The sequence below is a fragment of the Streptomyces sp. NPDC018045 genome, from assembly GCF_044327445.1.
In the GTDB taxonomy this organism is placed as follows: domain Bacteria; phylum Actinomycetota; class Actinomycetes; order Streptomycetales; family Streptomycetaceae; genus Streptomyces.
Genome location: NZ_JBIRFL010000018.1, coordinates 72,355 through 86,170, shown reverse-complemented (window position 1 = coordinate 86,170; position 13,816 = coordinate 72,355). Strand labels below are relative to the sequence as shown.

Sequence of the window (13,816 nt, the reverse complement as noted above, 5' to 3'; positions counted from 1 at the left end):
ACGCCCCGGCGCGCTCTGCCGGGGAAGGAGCCTTGCGGGGCCTTCCGAGGACCGAGGGGCGCGGCCACCGTGCTGCCCTAAGGGGGACTGTTGCGCTGGTGGCGGGGCGTGCGAAGTCGACCCGGTGACCCGGATCGCCACAAGAAGTGTACGGGACCGCCGAAGGGGCGGGCGACACGCTCCTTTCGGCCAGGTGGTGGGGGTGAGGCCGGAGGGGTGAGGGCCGGCGAGGAGGGAGCGGAGTCGCCGAGGATTTCCGGGGCGTGCGGGGGTCTGCGAGGCATCTCGCAGCCTTGTGTCCTGCGGACCTCTGGACCTCCGGAACTCTTCAGGGCCCGGGGCTGCCCGGGATCAAGCGTGGAGGTTGTGAGCGCTCTGGTCGGCGCTCCCAGGCGCCTGGCGAGGTCTCGCACGGGTGACGCGGTTGTACACAACCCGTCGGTAATCCACCGATCCAGCTCAAGATCCCCAAGCCCCGGCCGGTCGAGGCACCGTCGTGACATGCGACAACGAACCGTTTTCGAGACCGTACGCGCCGTAGTCACCTGGCGCCCGGCGCGTGCCGTACGCGCTGTGCGCACTACCGTCACCCGCCACCCGCGGGTATGGCCCGGACGCGTGCGCCCGGCCGTCCCCGCCACCCCTGTACGTACCGGGTGCGCTAGACGTGCTCCCCTCATCGGACACACCAGCGGTGCCGGACAGGCCGGCCTTGCTCTCCCCCACGCCGGCGTCAGGTGGACCGCGTACGCCCGGCGCACCTCTCCCCCAGCCATCCGTCTCCTGGCCCTTTGCGTGATGGGCACCGCATCGGCCGTGCTGCTGGCCGGAGCCGCCGCGGTGGGGGTGGCGTTCGCCGAGGGCGCTCCACCCAGTTCCCCCGAGCCTCCGAGATCAACAGAACGTCATCCGCCGCCCGGCCGCCCACTCGACTCCGGTCCGGTTCGCACCGCTCCGGCAACCACCGACAACCGGGCTTGGCCCGTCGCCGGACCGACCGGCGCGCGGCCCACTGTCGCGCGCGGCTGGGAGCCTCCACCCGCCCCTTGGGCGCCCGGCCATCGGGGTGTGGACCTTCTCGCGGCCAAGGGCGCGACGGTACGAGCCGCCGCCCCCGGGCGTGTGCTCTTCGCCGGCAAGGTGGCGGGCCGTGGCGTTCTGTCGATCGAGGTCTCGGAGTCCGGCAACCCGCCGCTCCGCACGACGTACGAGCCGGTGACCCCGACCGTCCGTAAGGGTGACCACGTCACCGCGGGTCAGCCGGTGGCCACGCTTGGCCCAGGCCCGTACCACTGCTCCGACCCGTGCCTGCACTGGGGCCTGCTCCGCGACAAGACCTATCTGGACCCGCTGTCGCTGCTCCCCGCCTCGATGCTGCACCCCGGCCCGGCACGGCTGCTCCCGGTCATCGGCGTGCCTGAGCCGAGCGATGAACCAGGACACCGCGACCCACCGTTCGCGCGTCAGTCACGCCATTCGACATCCGCCGATACGGACCGTTCCCGGAAGCAGGCCCTGCCCCGCCCTACCGGCCAACCGAGCCCTGATCTGCGGCGGCGCACAGCCGCCACATCCATGCACCACCTCACGAAAGGAGGTACGGCTCGCGAAGGACGGACGGCTCGACCGGTCAGCCCCTTACGCCCCCCAGGACCATGGCGACCGCAGCCTCCGTGATCTGCGTGGGGTCTTCCGCGGCCCCGAGTTCGATACGACGAACGGCGGCGTCGACAATTCCCTGAAGCAGCATGGCGGCGAGCCGCGGCTGCTCGTGACCGAGGCCGGCCAAGGCCTCCACGATCATCGCGATCAGTCCACCGTGCGCGGCACGGATCTTCTCCCGCGCGCCTGCGTCCAGTTCACCTGCCGAGATCGCGACGACGGCCCGGTGGCGGCGGTCGCCGACCAGTGCGAGCTGTTGGCGCACATACGCCTCGATCTTGGCCTCGGGCGTCTCGACCCGCTCCATCGCCGCCTCGACCTCAGCCGCCCACACCGGGAAGTCGACAGCGCAGAGCTCTTCGACGACAGCCGCGCGGGACCGGAAGTACTCGTAGACGGAGGAGCGCGCGAGACCCGTTCGCTCAGCGAGGGCGGGGAAGGTCAACGCCTCGGTCCCGCCTTCGGACAGCAGGGTGCGGGCGGCGTCCAGAAGGGCGCCACGCTGCATCGTCCGGTGCTCGGCCACAGAGGCCGCTCGAATCCTGGGCACGTCACCACTGTACGGATGGCACGCCGAGCACGGCACTCCGCATCACGATGTGTCCATGCCGACACCCGAGGAAACGACGCCGAACGATGCCGACGAAGGGGGGAGCCGCGACAAGCCGACGGCAGGAGGCATCGAGAGGGGACCGCCGAGACCGGACCGACTCAGCAGGAGACGGGGCGCTGAGGGGCCACCGTATAGGTCGCCTGGATAGGCGTACGCACGTTAACGGAGCGGGAGGGCGCGGTAGGGCCGGTGTGGCGCGGGGCGGGCGAGGGTGTCGGGCGCTGGGCGCCTGTGCTGGGCGCCGGTTCGCGTTCAGATTGCTGGCGGCGGGCCGGTTACGAGTGCGTTTGGTCTTGCGCTTAGGCCTCTACAGGGGCGGTGCCCCAATGCGGGCGAGCGCGCTGACCGACGTCGAGCCAGAAGCCTGGATCGGTGATGGGCCGAGTGCGGTGACCAGGCTTAGCGCGCCGAACGTTCCATGAGGGGGCCCAGGCCGAAGCCAGCTCTTGTGCGGCGGCCTCCGGCTACAGACGCGCCGCCGGAGGGGAGGCCGCGCCCGGGAACCGAGAGGGCGGGGGCCAGGGGGCGGGAGGTGGAGGAGGGAGGGGGGAAGTAGCGGCGGAGGTGGTGGCGGTGGGTGGGCGAGGGGGGAGGGAGGGAAGAGGAAGCCGGCGAACGAACGCAAGGCCCCGATAGACCAAGCCCCGAAGGAAAGGCAAGGCCGAACAAATAACCAAGCGACGAGCCATAACGCAAAGCCGAGCGACGAAAGAGCGCCGCCGCAGAGGCTTTACGACATCGAGCGCATCCACTCACGAGCACCCACGTGCCCAGGGGCCCTAACTGCTTCCTCCCCCAACCGGCCGCCCCGGCGACGAAAGCACCATCGCACCATACGAAAGCGCACGCCCCAGCCCAGGTCAGCTCCGGGGCCCCACGCCCAGACCTGGCTCACCGCCCCACGTCAGCCAGTTTGGCGCGGAGCTGGAGTACGGACTTGGTGTGGATCTGGCTGACCCGACTCTCGGTGACCCCGAGGACATTGCCGATCTCGGCGAGGGTGAGGCCCTCGTAGTAGTAGAGCGTGACCACGGTCTTCTCACGCTCGGGAAGCGTGTTGATGGCCCGTGCGAGCAGCCGCCGCAGCTCGCGGTCCTCGGCCACCTCGACCGGGTTGTCGGCAGCGGTGTCCTCCAGGGTGTCCATCAGGCTCAACCGGTCGCCGCCCTCACCGCCGACGTGCAGCAGCTCCTCCAGAGCGACGACGTTGGCCAGGGACAATTGGCTGAAGACTCCGTGGAGTTCCTCCAGCGCGATGCCCATCTCCGTGGCCACCTCCGCTTCGGACGGGGTGCGTCGTAGCTGCGCCTCCAGCGTGGCGTATGCCCGCTCGACCGCTCTGGCCTTCTGCCGGACCGACCGCGGGATCCAGTCCAGTGCCCGCAGTTCGTCGATCATTGCTCCCCGGATGCGGGTGATGGCGTACGTCTCGAACTTGATCGACCGTTCTGGGTCGAACTTCTCGATGGCGTCGATGAGCCCGAAGACCCCGGACGAGACGAAGTCGGCCTGTTCGACGTTGGGCGGCAAGCCGACGCTGACCCGGCCGGCGACGTATTTCACCAGAGGCGAGTAATGCAGGATCAACTGCTCACGCAGCCGTCCGTCGCCCGAGGCCTTGTAGGCACGCCACAGCTCCTCCAGTGAGGTGGGCGCAGCGGGGCGCACGCTACCGCGCGCGGCGGGGGGCGCGGCGGCGCGGTCGGACCCGGAGGTGTGCTGGGGCATTCGTTGCCTTGAGCCGTTCTGCCGAAACACTGGGGAACACGTGCGTGAGGTTCAATTACTCGTGAGCGTAGCGTGACCACGGTGTCGCGGTGTGCGATGAAGGGGTACCCGGGGGTGCGCAGATACGTTCCGCTGCCTGCACCTCCGGGTTACACGGGGCGAGGTCGAATCCACTCGCAGGGGGATGGAAGCGTCGTTACGGGCGCCCGGCGCACGCTCCCCCGTACGCGGCTTCACCACCGGCCGCCATGGCGGCGGCCGACACGCCCCACCGCCATCCAGCGACGACTGGATTTCGCGAGCCGAAGCCCGGCAAACCTGGATCCTGCGGTCACTCTCCTCACCTTTTCACCCGTTCGCCTCAGGTCAAGTACCGCCTCGCCGGGAACCTGCGGCCGCCGTGGAACCTCGCGCCAACTCCCAGACCGCACCACACCTTTGAACGAATCCCAGCGACTGCAGCTCCAAGAGCTTGCCTTGCGCGACTTCCTCTGCCGTGCCCGAGTCCCGCGCCAGCCACCGGGAATCCGCGCCGCCTCGCGCGGGGATCGCTTCGAGTACCCGGGACGCCACCGGATCAAGGAGATCGCGTGCGACAACCGGCCCGCGCCGGGTGGGAGCAAGATCTCCGATACTGCCGACCAGTTCGATGACTTCGGCGGCGTCGGTGACCACTATGGCTTCGCCGCGAAGAAGTTGGTGGACACCGGCCGACAGACCGCTGGTGACCGGCCCCGGCATCCCCATGGTGAACCGGCCCAGCTCCGTCGCCCGCCGGGCGGTGACCAGCGATCCACTGCGCAGTTCGGCCTCCACCACCACAGTGCCCCGGGTCAGGGCCGCGATGACCCGGTTACGCAGGATGAATCGGCTTCGGGTCGGATGATCGCCCGGCGGCAACTCCGCCACTACCAAGCCCTGTTCCGCCAGGCGGCGGATCAACTCGGTATGCCCCCGCGGATAGGCGTAATCGACTCCGGAAGCCAGAACGGCGACCGAGGCCCCCTCTGCTGCCAGGGCACCCCGATGAGCCGCGCCGTCCACTCCGTAAGCGGCACCAGACACTACCGTCCAGCCGCGATCGGCCAGGCCGGCGCCGAGGGTGGCCGCCAAATGAGCCCCGTACTCAGTGCAAGCGCGAGCGCCGACGACCGCGACGGACCTCAGGGCCCACATGCGCAGATTCGCGCTCCCGCGCACCCACAGGCCGACGGGCGTCCCGTCCCCCAAGTCGTTCAATTGCTGGGGCCACTCGTCGTCTCCCGGGCAGATGAACCGGCCGCCGAGTGCGGCAACAGTCGCAAGATCCGTTGCCGACCTGTTGGCGTCCGTCCGGGCTGCCCGTAGGCGCAAGCTCTTGACCTTCTCTTTCGACACTCCTGGTGGCATGTCCCGCTCACCCCGCAGAGCCTGTACGAGGTGCACGGGCGTCGTCTGCCGCAGCCACCGCCCGACCGCTTCGTCACCGGGCTCAGCGATACGCGTCAACGCCGCGCGCGCAGTCCTCTCCTCCTCTCCTACTTCACTCATGTGCCGACTCCCTGGCGCTCATCGCAGAAAAACCCTCAATCCCCCGCATGTCCCTCTCCCTTCTCTCTTTCGTTCGTACTCCATGGCAGTCGGGCAGCGCGGTGTAGCCGAAAGTGGTAACTGGGCCGCCGCGCGTCGGCCTGCCGGACCGATGTCCACGGCCAGTCCTCACTGCTGATGCCCTTCAACCGTTTGGCCCTGCAGCTCAGAGCACGGGCGTTCCCCCCGCCGAGGTACGGCTGGGTGTGAAACGTGGGTGGGCGCCTGGAGGCGCCTGGTCGTGTGGCGTCGGATCGCGCTCGCACTTCTCCTTTCCCCTCCCCCGCCCACCCGCCCCGCTCCTCCTCCCCTCCAACGCCTCCGTCCTCGCATCCCAATGCCGCCGCATCCCGCACCCTTCGTGCCTGCGTGTCCTCACCCGCCGCCACACCGACGCACCGTCACGCCTCACCACCGCATCGCGGCCACCACAGCACCACACTGCTGCCACCGCAGCGCGGCCACCACAGCACCGCACTGCTGCCGCCGCAGCGCCGCGCCACCGCCCCACCACAGCACCGCGCCACCGCGCCACGACATCGCATTACGGCTACCGCAACGCTGCGCCGCCACGTCTGGCCCCGCGTGCCCAGCGACTCCCTACCCCGTGCCACAGCGGCGCCGGCATTGGCTCCCCCTCACCCGGGGTGGCACCACGGCGCACCTGCCCCGTAAGGCAGCCTCATCGCCCCGCAGCCCCACCGACCGCTGCACTCCCCCAACCTGGGCTCGCCGCGGCCCGCCCCGCAGCCCCGCCCAGACAACGACCGACCGCCCCAACCCACCCCCTCCGGCCCATGACCTACCGACCCACCCCTCCCACCGCATCCGCCCAAACCCCCGCCCTCGCCCCCCTAGCCAACTCCCCCCCCCCGCCGAGCCCCACCTCTCCCCTATCCCCTCTCATCCCACCCCCGACGTCAAAGGCACCCCCCGCCTGATTCCCGTCCGCAGTTCCAGAGCCCAGTTGATGTCCTCGGCCGTCGGGCGGTCGTGGCCCGCGAGGTCGGCTGAGGTCCAGGCGACCCGGAGTACGCGGTCCATGCCGCGGGCTGTCAAAAGACCGGTCTCCAGGTCGCGTTCTGCCTGTGCCATCGCTCCCGGCGCCACCTGCCAGCGTGTACGCAATTCGTGGCCCGGGACCTCGCTGTTGGTGCTCCACGGGGTTCCCGCCAAGCGGACTGCGGCGCGGTCGCGTGCCGCTCGTACGCGTTCGGCCACTTCAGCGGTGGTTTCGGCGCCCTGGGCGAGGGAGAGCAATTCGGATCGCGCGACCGGCTCCACCGCCACTCGCAAGTCGACACGGTCCATCAGCGGGCCCGACAACCGGGCGCGGTAGCGCCGGATGGTGGACGGGCGGCACTCGCAACCGCCACCGAGCGTGCCGTGACGTCCGCACGGGCAGGGGTTGGCAGCCAGCGCCAACAGGAACTTCGCCGGCATGCGCATCATCCCGGCGGCCCGAGCGACCACGACGTATCCGGATTCCAGCGGCTGCCGCAGTGCGTCCAGGACGCGGGCGTTGCATTCGGCGGCTTCGTCGATGAACAACACGCCGTGGTGAGCCAACGACACGGCTCCCGGCCGGGGCAGGCCGCTGCCTCCCCCCACCAGCGAGGCCATCGTCGCGCTGTGGTGGGGCGCGCAGTACGGCGGGCGGTCCACCAGTGGCTGCCCCGGCGGCAGCGCGCCGGCCACCGAATGCACCGCCGTCACCTCCAGCGACTCCTTCGGCGAGAGCCGGGGCAGCAGCCCGGGCAGGCGTTCGGCCAGGAGGGTCTTCCCCGCTCCCGGAGGGCCCAGGAAGAAAATGTGATGGCGTCCGGCTGCCGCCACTTCCAGGGCTCTCCGCGCGCTGTGTTGCCCGGCGACGTCCGACAGGTCGGGCAGCCGGTCGCCGCGCATACGCTCCGACTCCAGCCCGCTGCCGGGTACGGCCAGCCCTGCCAGCAGCGAATCGGGACGTCCCTCGATGTTCGCGTCCTCGTCCTCCTCCGGCACCGGCTCGTCGGTGAGCACCGCGATCAGTTGTCTGAGGCTGCGTACGCCGAGGACGGAGACCCCCGGGACGAGCGATGCTTCGGCCACGGTCTTTTCCGGCACGACCACCTGGCGGTATCCGGCGTCGGCCGCGGCGAGGACGGCCGGGAGAACTCCGCGTACCGGTCGGACGCGGCCGTCCAGCCCCAGCTCGCCGATCATGACGAGGTCGGACAGCTCGCGCGGATCGATCCGTTCCGCCGCGCCGAGCACCGCGCAGGCCACGGCGAGGTCGAAGCCGCTGCCGCCCTTGGGCACGGAGGCCGGGCTGAGGCCGACCGTGAGCTTCTTCTGCGGCCATTCACCCCCGGAGTTCACGACAGCGGCCCGGACTCTGTCCCGCGATTCGATCAGGCTCTTGTCAGGCAGTCCGACCAGCGCGAAGGCCGCCACTCCCGGCTCCAGGTCCGCCTGGACCTCGACGACCACGCCCTCGACCCCGACCAGCGCCACCGAGCACGTACGGGCGAATCCCATCTCAGGTCACCCCCCGCACATGCTCCAGGAGCGGCGCGCCGCGTGCGGGCAGCAGCACTCCGACCACGTCGATGCGCACACCGCCGGGCGGCGGGCCGCCATGTCCCTCCAGCCAGCGTTCCGCCAGCCGGAGGAGGCGGGCGGCTTTCTCGGGCCGTACGGCTGCCATCGGGTGTTCGTACGAGCCCGCGCGACGGGTCTTGACCTCGCAGAGCACCAGCGCGTCGTGGTCGGCGGCCACGATGTCGATCTCGCCGTCCTGGCATCGCCAGTTGCGGGCCAGGATGCGCATGCCCACAGCGGTCAGGTGTCGTGCCGCCAGTTCCTCCCCGTATCGCCCGAGCGCCCGTCGCGCATCGGTGACGGGCGGGTCACCAGGGGCGGCGGCCTGGCCGCCGGGGTGTCGAAGGCGGCGGGGGCGGGATCGTCGGGAGCCGCTTCGGGGTGCGGACAGGCCGTCCCCGCAGTGCGTGATCCTTCGACTGCCTCGGACCCGCAGCGCACCCCTCTGGTCCTGCGGCGTTCCTCTCAGGTTGCGTAGGCTCCCGGGACCATCCGCGGTGTCCGTCCCCGGAGCGCTTTCCTCGCGCAGATGCTCCTGAGTTTCTTCTCCGTGCGGCTCCGGATGGCGATTCTTCTCGTTCGTGGCGTTCACTCGGCACCACCTCCGGCACCGACTGTGACGCTTCGGCCACGAACTGTTGGATCTTGGTGGACAACCGAGGGGTTGTGGACAACCGCGTCACCCGGTCCAGTGACGCACCGGTGTTCCCACGGTCCCGGCGCCCGCCACGGAAGGTCTCGTCCTCGACTCGGCAGCCTAGGGCCAGCCCCTCAGCTCCCGGGAAGATCCAGATCGCTCTTGTTCAGTTCCTCGATGTTCACGTCCTTGAACGTCAACACCCGCACCTGCTTCACGAAGCGAGCCGGCCGGTACATGTCCCAGACCCAGGCATCAGCCATCGAGACCTCGAAGAAGACCTCGCCCTGTACGGAGTGCACCTGCATCTCGTAGTCATTGGTGAGGTAGAAGCGGCGCTCGGTCTCGATCACGTACTTGAACAGCCCGACGACATCGCGGTACTCCCGGTAGAGCTTCAGCTCCATCTCGGTCTCGTACTTTTCGAGGTCCTCGGCGCTCATGGCAGATCCCCTTCAGCCGTGCGTCCCCCTATTGTGCGTCAGACGCTCTCGGTAGCCAGCAGCACCGGCGCGTCAGGGGGCCCATCGTCGAGCAGCCTGCGCAGCAGCTCGGCGAATCTCGTCGGATACACCGTCTCATGCGACGCGGAAAGATCTTCCGATGTCCACCACCTCAGTCCCGAGACACTGCGCCGCTCAAGATCCGTCTGCCCCGACATCTCGGTCGCAGTCCCGTCGGTGCGCGCCAGGTAGTACCACTCGTCCTGCTCCCAGCGCCGGCCGTCGAAGGGGAAGGAGCAGCGCCGTTTCCACAGCACCGGCCCCAGCCGTACGTCGGTGATCCCGGTCTCCTCGGCCAGCTCCCTGCGTGCGGCTTCCGCACGGGTCTCCGCGCCCTCCAGGCCGCCACCCGGCGTGAACCACCACGTACGGGTCGGATCACCTGGTTCGTAACCGTGCAGCAGCAGGACCCGGTTGTCGGGGTCGAGCAGCACTACCCGGGAAACCTGACGCACCTCCGTAGGCAGGCCGTCATCGGTCGCCTCATCCGACTCTTCGGTCACTCCTGCGCCTCCCCCTCCGCGCCAGCGGCCCGTACGCCGCACCGCCCAGGATCATCACGGCACCGACGACGACCGCGACGACGATGACGCGTACCGGCCCGGGCTGCGACGTGCCACCGGGCATCGCGGCGAAGCTCTCCGGCCGTTCCACCACACCCATGCTGCCGATCGGCCACGCCCTGGCGTCCACCCGCGCGTCCACGGCGGTGCGCGACACGGAGCCGTGATCGGCGTCCTTGAGGTGCGTCCGGGAGTCCAGGGAGCCGTTGCGGTGATCGCCGAGGAGGAAGAGCTGGCCCACCGGCACCTGCGAGCTGAAGCCGGTCGGCGAAGCCGGGCCAGTGGCGTGCAGATACGGTTCTTCGACGGGCTTGCCGTTGATCGTCAACCGGCCGTCCTTGCTGCAGCAGGCGACCGTGTCGCCGCCCACTCCGACGACCCGCTTGATCATCGGCACATCGCCCCACACCGAGTCCCGGAAGACCACCACGTCACCGCGCCGTACCTCGGAGCCGTCCACCCGCTCGGCCAGTACCCGGTCCCCCACCCCGATCGTCGGGGCCATCGAGTCGGTCGGCACCGTATAGGGGAGGTAGGTCAGCGCTCCCCATACGAAGCCGCCCAGGAAGAGCACACAGCCGACGGCCACGACCAGACCGGACAGCACACTGCCCGTCGTCCGGCCGCGGCCGTCGCCCGTACGTTCCTTGCTGCTGCTCATCCCAGCGCTCCCGCCCCGTGAACGACACGCGTCGAAGATCTGGGACGGCACCCTACCCGGGGGTACGTTCCCCAGTCAGCACCATGCGCCAGGGCAACGGGACACGACGTACGCACACGATGCCCACGGGGTGGGCATCCGGCGCCGTCGGCTGCGGACCGCCGGGGCCGCGCACCTCGTACGCAGCCCGGGGTGCGGTCACCCGCTCAGTCGGACGCCTGCTCCACCGGCTGCGCCGCCTTCGCGGCCCGCTTGCGGCGGCGCCACAGCACGATCGGCACCGCACCCGCGAGACCGAGTGCCGCCGGCGTCGCCGCCATGGCCTTGTTCAGCGCGGGCTGATCGAAGGTGTCCGGCACCGACAGCCACGACCAGCGGTTGATCGGCCAGGCGATCGTGAAGGCGCGCCCCACGACCTGCTTGACCTCGACCGTGCCGTTGCCCTTGAGGTTCGTGTGGTACCGCGAGTCGAGGGAGTCCTGGCGGTGGTCACCCATGACCCAGATGCTGCCCTCGGGCACCTTGATCGGCCCGAACGGCTTGTCGCCGCACGGCGTGTTGCCGGGGAAGAGGTAGGAGTCCTCCTTCAGAGCCGTGCCGTTGACCTTGACCGGCCCGGTGCCCTGGCACTCCACGGTGTCGCCGCCGACGGCGATGACCCGCTTGATCAGATCCTTCTCCTCGGCCGACGGCATCAGGCCGATGAAACTGAGGACCTGCTGGATCGCGTTGGGCTCGGGGGTGGGCACCTCGTTCAGCCAGCCGCCCGGGTCGTGGAAGACGACAACTTCGCCACGTTCCGGTTCGGAGCCGAACCACGGGGTGAGCTTGTCCACCAGCACCCGGTCCCCGCGCTGCAGGGTGTCCTGCATCGAGTCGGACGGAATGGAGAACGCCTGCACCAGGAACGTCTTGATGATCAGCGCGAGGACCAGCGCGATCCCGATGAGGATCGGCAGCTCTTTCCAGAAGGCACGCGGCTTCTTGCCCTTCTTCACGCTGCCGCTCTCCTCCTCGCCCACCGGCTGTTCCTTGTCCATCGACACCCCCGGGCCCGTCGGCCGCCCGGGGCCGGCCGGCTGTGCCGGGTCCGTCGCCCACGTCGGGTCGGCCGGTCCTCCGGGCGCTCCGGACGCAGCGGGCTGTGAGGACTCACCGTTTCCCGCCGGCTCTTCGGGCTCTCCGGTTCCGGACCGCGCGCCGACCGCCAAGTCCCCCACATCCACTCCTTACTCCACGCCACTGCCTGCCCGATAGCCGGTGCAGGCCCACCACTCCCATAACGAGCGGGAGTTCCGCAGGGGTCGGGAGTTCGGACAAACCGTCGGGGGACACACTATGCGGAGCCCGTCCCGCCGTCGCCCCCACGTCCGGCGCGTCGCGCACGGTCGCGTAGGTGTCAGGCTCCTCCAGACGGCGCCAGTGTCCCACCGGCCAGGCGATGACCACGGCCCGGCCGACCACGCTGTCCACCGAGATCGTCCCACGGTACGGCTCGTCCAGGTGATACCGCGAATCCGCCGAATTGGAGCGGTGGTCGCCCATCACGAAGATCCGGCCGACCGGAACCTTGACCTCGAAGGTGAACTGCGAGGGCGGATTGCCCGGATGTATGTATGGCTCATTCAGAGGCGTTCCATTGACCGTGACATGCCCTTGCTTGTCGCAGCACTTGACGGTGTCGCCCCCGACACCCACCACTCGCTTGATCAGGTCCTGCTCGTCGGCCGACGGGAGCAGACCGATGAAGGTCATGAACTCCTTGATCTGCTTGACCACGATCGGATCGTCGGAGGTCTTGACCTGCTCGTCCTTGAGCCAGCCGCCGGGGTCCTTGAAGACGACCACGTCACCGCGCTCGGGTTCCGAGCCGAACCAGGGGGTGAGCTTGTCGACCAGGACGCGGTCGCCGATCCGGATGGTCTGCTCCATGGAACCGGACGGGATCACGAAGGCCTGGACGAGGAAGGTCTTGAGCACCAGGGCGATGGCCAGGGCCACGCCGATGAGGATCGGTATCTCTTTGAGGTAGGAGCGACGCCTGCGGCGTTTGATGCGGCGCGCCTGGCGCCGCCGATCGGCGCGCCCTCCAGTGGCGGGCCTGCCCCTCCGCGTGCTGACGCGCACGCCTCCGTCGGATTCGGAGTTCCCACCGTACGGTCCGTCTCCGTATCCGACGCTTTCGTACGGTCCGTCCCCGTACCCCGCGCTTTCGTACGGGGCCTCCCCTGGCCCTCGGTGCGCGCCTCGCCCGTAACCCTCTTCCGCGTCCGCCTCACCCGCGCCCGCGACCCCCTGATGCCCGTGCCGGGGCCGCCCCCGGTTACCCACGGCTGCCTGCCGCGCCCGGTATGCCGTCGAAGGCACGTGGGCGGTCCAGGGCCGTCCAATGGCCCACCGGCCAGGCGATCCAGTCGGCGCGGCCGATCACCTTGTCGACCGGGACGGTGCCGCCGCCCGGTTCGCCGAGGTGGTCCCGTGAGTCACGTGATCTGCCGCGGTGATCTCCCATGACCCACAGTTTTCCCTCCGGCACCACGATGTCGAACGTGTCGGAGGACGGCGCGTCCCCCGGAAACAGGTAGCCCTCGTCCACCGGTTCGCCGTTCACCTTGATCCGTCCCCGTTTGTCGCAGCAGGTCACGCGGTCCCCGCCGACGCCGATCACGCGCTTGACGTAGTCGGTGGCCGCGGGCTCGGCCAGCCCCAGCGCCGCGCCCGCTCCCCTGATCAGGCCGGTCACCGGGTTCTCGCTCGGTTCGCGCTGCAGGAACGAACCGGTGCCGTCGAAGACGATCACGTCGCCCCGGCGCGGCTCGCCGCCGAAGCGGTACGCCAGCTTGTTGACCAGTACCCGGTCGCCGATCCGCAGCGTGTTCTCCATGGAGGAGCTGGGGATCAGGAAGGGCTGTACGACGAAGGCGCTGAGCAGCAGGACGAAGGCCACGCAGGCCGCGAGCAGCAGGACGGGCCGGTGCCACAGGGCGGACGCGCCTGCCGCCAGCCAGGACCCGAACCGCCGGAGCCGGGGCGGTCGCTGCTGCGGTGCTCCCTCCTGGGGCCGCGCGCTCCGCCCTGGCGGGACCGCAGGCCCCTCCGGTAGTTCCGGGGGCTGTGCGCCCCGTTGCGTGCGCGCCTCGGGCCCGAGCTGTTCGGCCTCATCCGCCGGCACCTCCGGCCCGGAGGTGGCGCGCCCGGAAAAACGCGCGGAGCGCGACCCCTGCTCCGGCCCCTGTGCGGGGGCGGGAGAGCGGTCGCGCTCCGAAAACTGTGCGTCGGTGTCCATCGGACCCTGAGCCT

Annotated in this window: 13 protein-coding genes; 1 reads left to right on the top strand and 12 read right to left on the bottom strand. The window is 69.9% G+C overall.

Going from position 1 to position 13,816, the window contains the following annotated elements; genetic code table 11:
• Positions 1–501: 501 nt before the first annotated feature.
• Positions 502–1,677 carry a murein hydrolase activator EnvC family protein gene (locus ACH4EB_RS28950; RefSeq protein ID WP_398350833.1) on the top strand — a complete coding sequence of 392 codons (1,176 nt, stop codon included), beginning with the start codon at positions 502–504 and terminating at the stop codon, positions 1,675–1,677.
• On the opposite strand, the gene ACH4EB_RS28945 is transcribed toward ACH4EB_RS28950, so the two are convergent.
• From ACH4EB_RS28945 to lepB (ACH4EB_RS28890), 12 genes are all read right to left on the bottom strand, one after another.
• Positions 1,631–2,170 (bottom strand): helix-turn-helix domain-containing protein, encoded by a 540-nt coding sequence (locus tag ACH4EB_RS28945; protein WP_365844826.1) that lies wholly within the window; start codon positions 2,168–2,170, stop codon positions 1,631–1,633. The two genes, ACH4EB_RS28950 and ACH4EB_RS28945, sit on opposite strands and share 47 nt — an antisense overlap.
• 996 nt (positions 2,171–3,166) lie before the next feature.
• Entirely contained in the window at positions 3,167–4,003 is an 837-nt protein-coding gene (whiG, locus tag ACH4EB_RS28940) for an RNA polymerase sigma factor WhiG (RefSeq protein WP_398350832.1), read from the bottom strand.
• A gap of 366 nt (positions 4,004–4,369) precedes the next feature.
• Positions 4,370–5,533: a DNA-processing protein DprA gene (gene dprA, locus ACH4EB_RS28935; protein WP_398350831.1), complete on the bottom strand. Its 1,164-nt coding sequence runs from the start codon at positions 5,531–5,533 to the stop codon at positions 4,370–4,372.
• 447 nt (positions 5,534–5,980) lie between these two features.
• The gene (locus ACH4EB_RS28930; RefSeq protein WP_398350829.1) at positions 5,981–6,112 is read right to left on the bottom strand and encodes a hypothetical protein; all 132 of its coding nucleotides are present in this window, start codon (positions 6,110–6,112) and stop codon (positions 5,981–5,983) included.
• Between the two features lie 363 nt (positions 6,113–6,475).
• Positions 6,476–8,089, bottom strand: a complete 1,614-nt coding sequence (locus tag ACH4EB_RS28925; RefSeq protein WP_398350828.1) for a YifB family Mg chelatase-like AAA ATPase — start codon at positions 8,087–8,089, stop codon at positions 6,476–6,478.
• A 1-nt stretch (position 8,090) separates the two neighbouring features.
• The gene (locus ACH4EB_RS28920; RefSeq protein ID WP_398350892.1) at positions 8,091–8,411 is read right to left on the bottom strand and encodes a YraN family protein; all 321 of its coding nucleotides are present in this window, start codon (positions 8,409–8,411) and stop codon (positions 8,091–8,093) included.
• Positions 8,412–8,923: 512 nt separating this feature from the next.
• A complete protein-coding gene (locus ACH4EB_RS28915; protein ID WP_003980220.1) occupies positions 8,924–9,232 on the bottom strand; it encodes a DUF2469 domain-containing protein in 309 nt (102 codons plus the stop codon).
• A 38-nt stretch (positions 9,233–9,270) separates the two neighbouring features.
• The gene (locus ACH4EB_RS28910; protein ID WP_398350827.1) at positions 9,271–9,795 is read right to left on the bottom strand and encodes an NUDIX hydrolase; all 525 of its coding nucleotides are present in this window, start codon (positions 9,793–9,795) and stop codon (positions 9,271–9,273) included.
• Entirely contained in the window at positions 9,776–10,516 is a 741-nt protein-coding gene (lepB, locus tag ACH4EB_RS28905) for a signal peptidase I (protein WP_398350826.1), read from the bottom strand. The genes ACH4EB_RS28910 and lepB (ACH4EB_RS28905) overlap by 20 nt, the downstream gene beginning before the upstream one ends.
• A gap of 206 nt (positions 10,517–10,722) precedes the next feature.
• Positions 10,723–11,727 (bottom strand): signal peptidase I, encoded by a 1,005-nt coding sequence (gene lepB / locus ACH4EB_RS28900; RefSeq protein WP_398350891.1) that lies wholly within the window; start codon positions 11,725–11,727, stop codon positions 10,723–10,725.
• Positions 11,669–12,643, bottom strand: a complete 975-nt coding sequence (gene lepB / locus ACH4EB_RS28895) for a signal peptidase I (RefSeq protein ID WP_398350825.1) — start codon at positions 12,641–12,643, stop codon at positions 11,669–11,671. The genes lepB (ACH4EB_RS28900) and lepB (ACH4EB_RS28895) overlap by 59 nt, the downstream gene beginning before the upstream one ends.
• A gap of 196 nt (positions 12,644–12,839) precedes the next feature.
• Positions 12,840–13,802 (bottom strand): signal peptidase I, encoded by a 963-nt coding sequence (gene lepB / locus ACH4EB_RS28890; protein ID WP_398350824.1) that lies wholly within the window; start codon positions 13,800–13,802, stop codon positions 12,840–12,842.
• Positions 13,803–13,816 lie beyond the last annotated feature (14 nt).

Bases quoted from the DNA above. Each gene is read 5' to 3' on its own strand.
- ACH4EB_RS28950 (WP_398350833.1), top strand. From the start codon at position 502: ATGCGACAACGAACCGTTTTCGAGACCGTACGCGCCGTAGTCACCTGG.
- whiG (WP_398350832.1), bottom strand. From the start codon at position 4,003: ATGCCCCAGCACACCTCCGGGTCCGACCGCGCCGCCGCGCCCCCCGCC.
- ACH4EB_RS28915 (WP_003980220.1), bottom strand. From the start codon at position 9,232: ATGAGCGCCGAGGACCTCGAAAAGTACGAGACCGAGATGGAGCTGAAG.
- ACH4EB_RS28930 (WP_398350829.1), bottom strand. From the start codon at position 6,112: ATGTCGTGGCGCGGTGGCGCGGTGCTGTGGTGGGGCGGTGGCGCGGCG.
- ACH4EB_RS28925 (WP_398350828.1), bottom strand. From the start codon at position 8,089: ATGGGATTCGCCCGTACGTGCTCGGTGGCGCTGGTCGGGGTCGAGGGC.
- lepB (WP_398350826.1), bottom strand. From the start codon at position 10,516: ATGAGCAGCAGCAAGGAACGTACGGGCGACGGCCGCGGCCGGACGACG.
- ACH4EB_RS28945 (WP_365844826.1), bottom strand. From the start codon at position 2,170: ATGCAGCGTGGCGCCCTTCTGGACGCCGCCCGCACCCTGCTGTCCGAA.
- lepB (WP_398350824.1), bottom strand. From the start codon at position 13,802: ATGGACACCGACGCACAGTTTTCGGAGCGCGACCGCTCTCCCGCCCCC.
- dprA (WP_398350831.1), bottom strand. From the start codon at position 5,533: ATGAGTGAAGTAGGAGAGGAGGAGAGGACTGCGCGCGCGGCGTTGACG.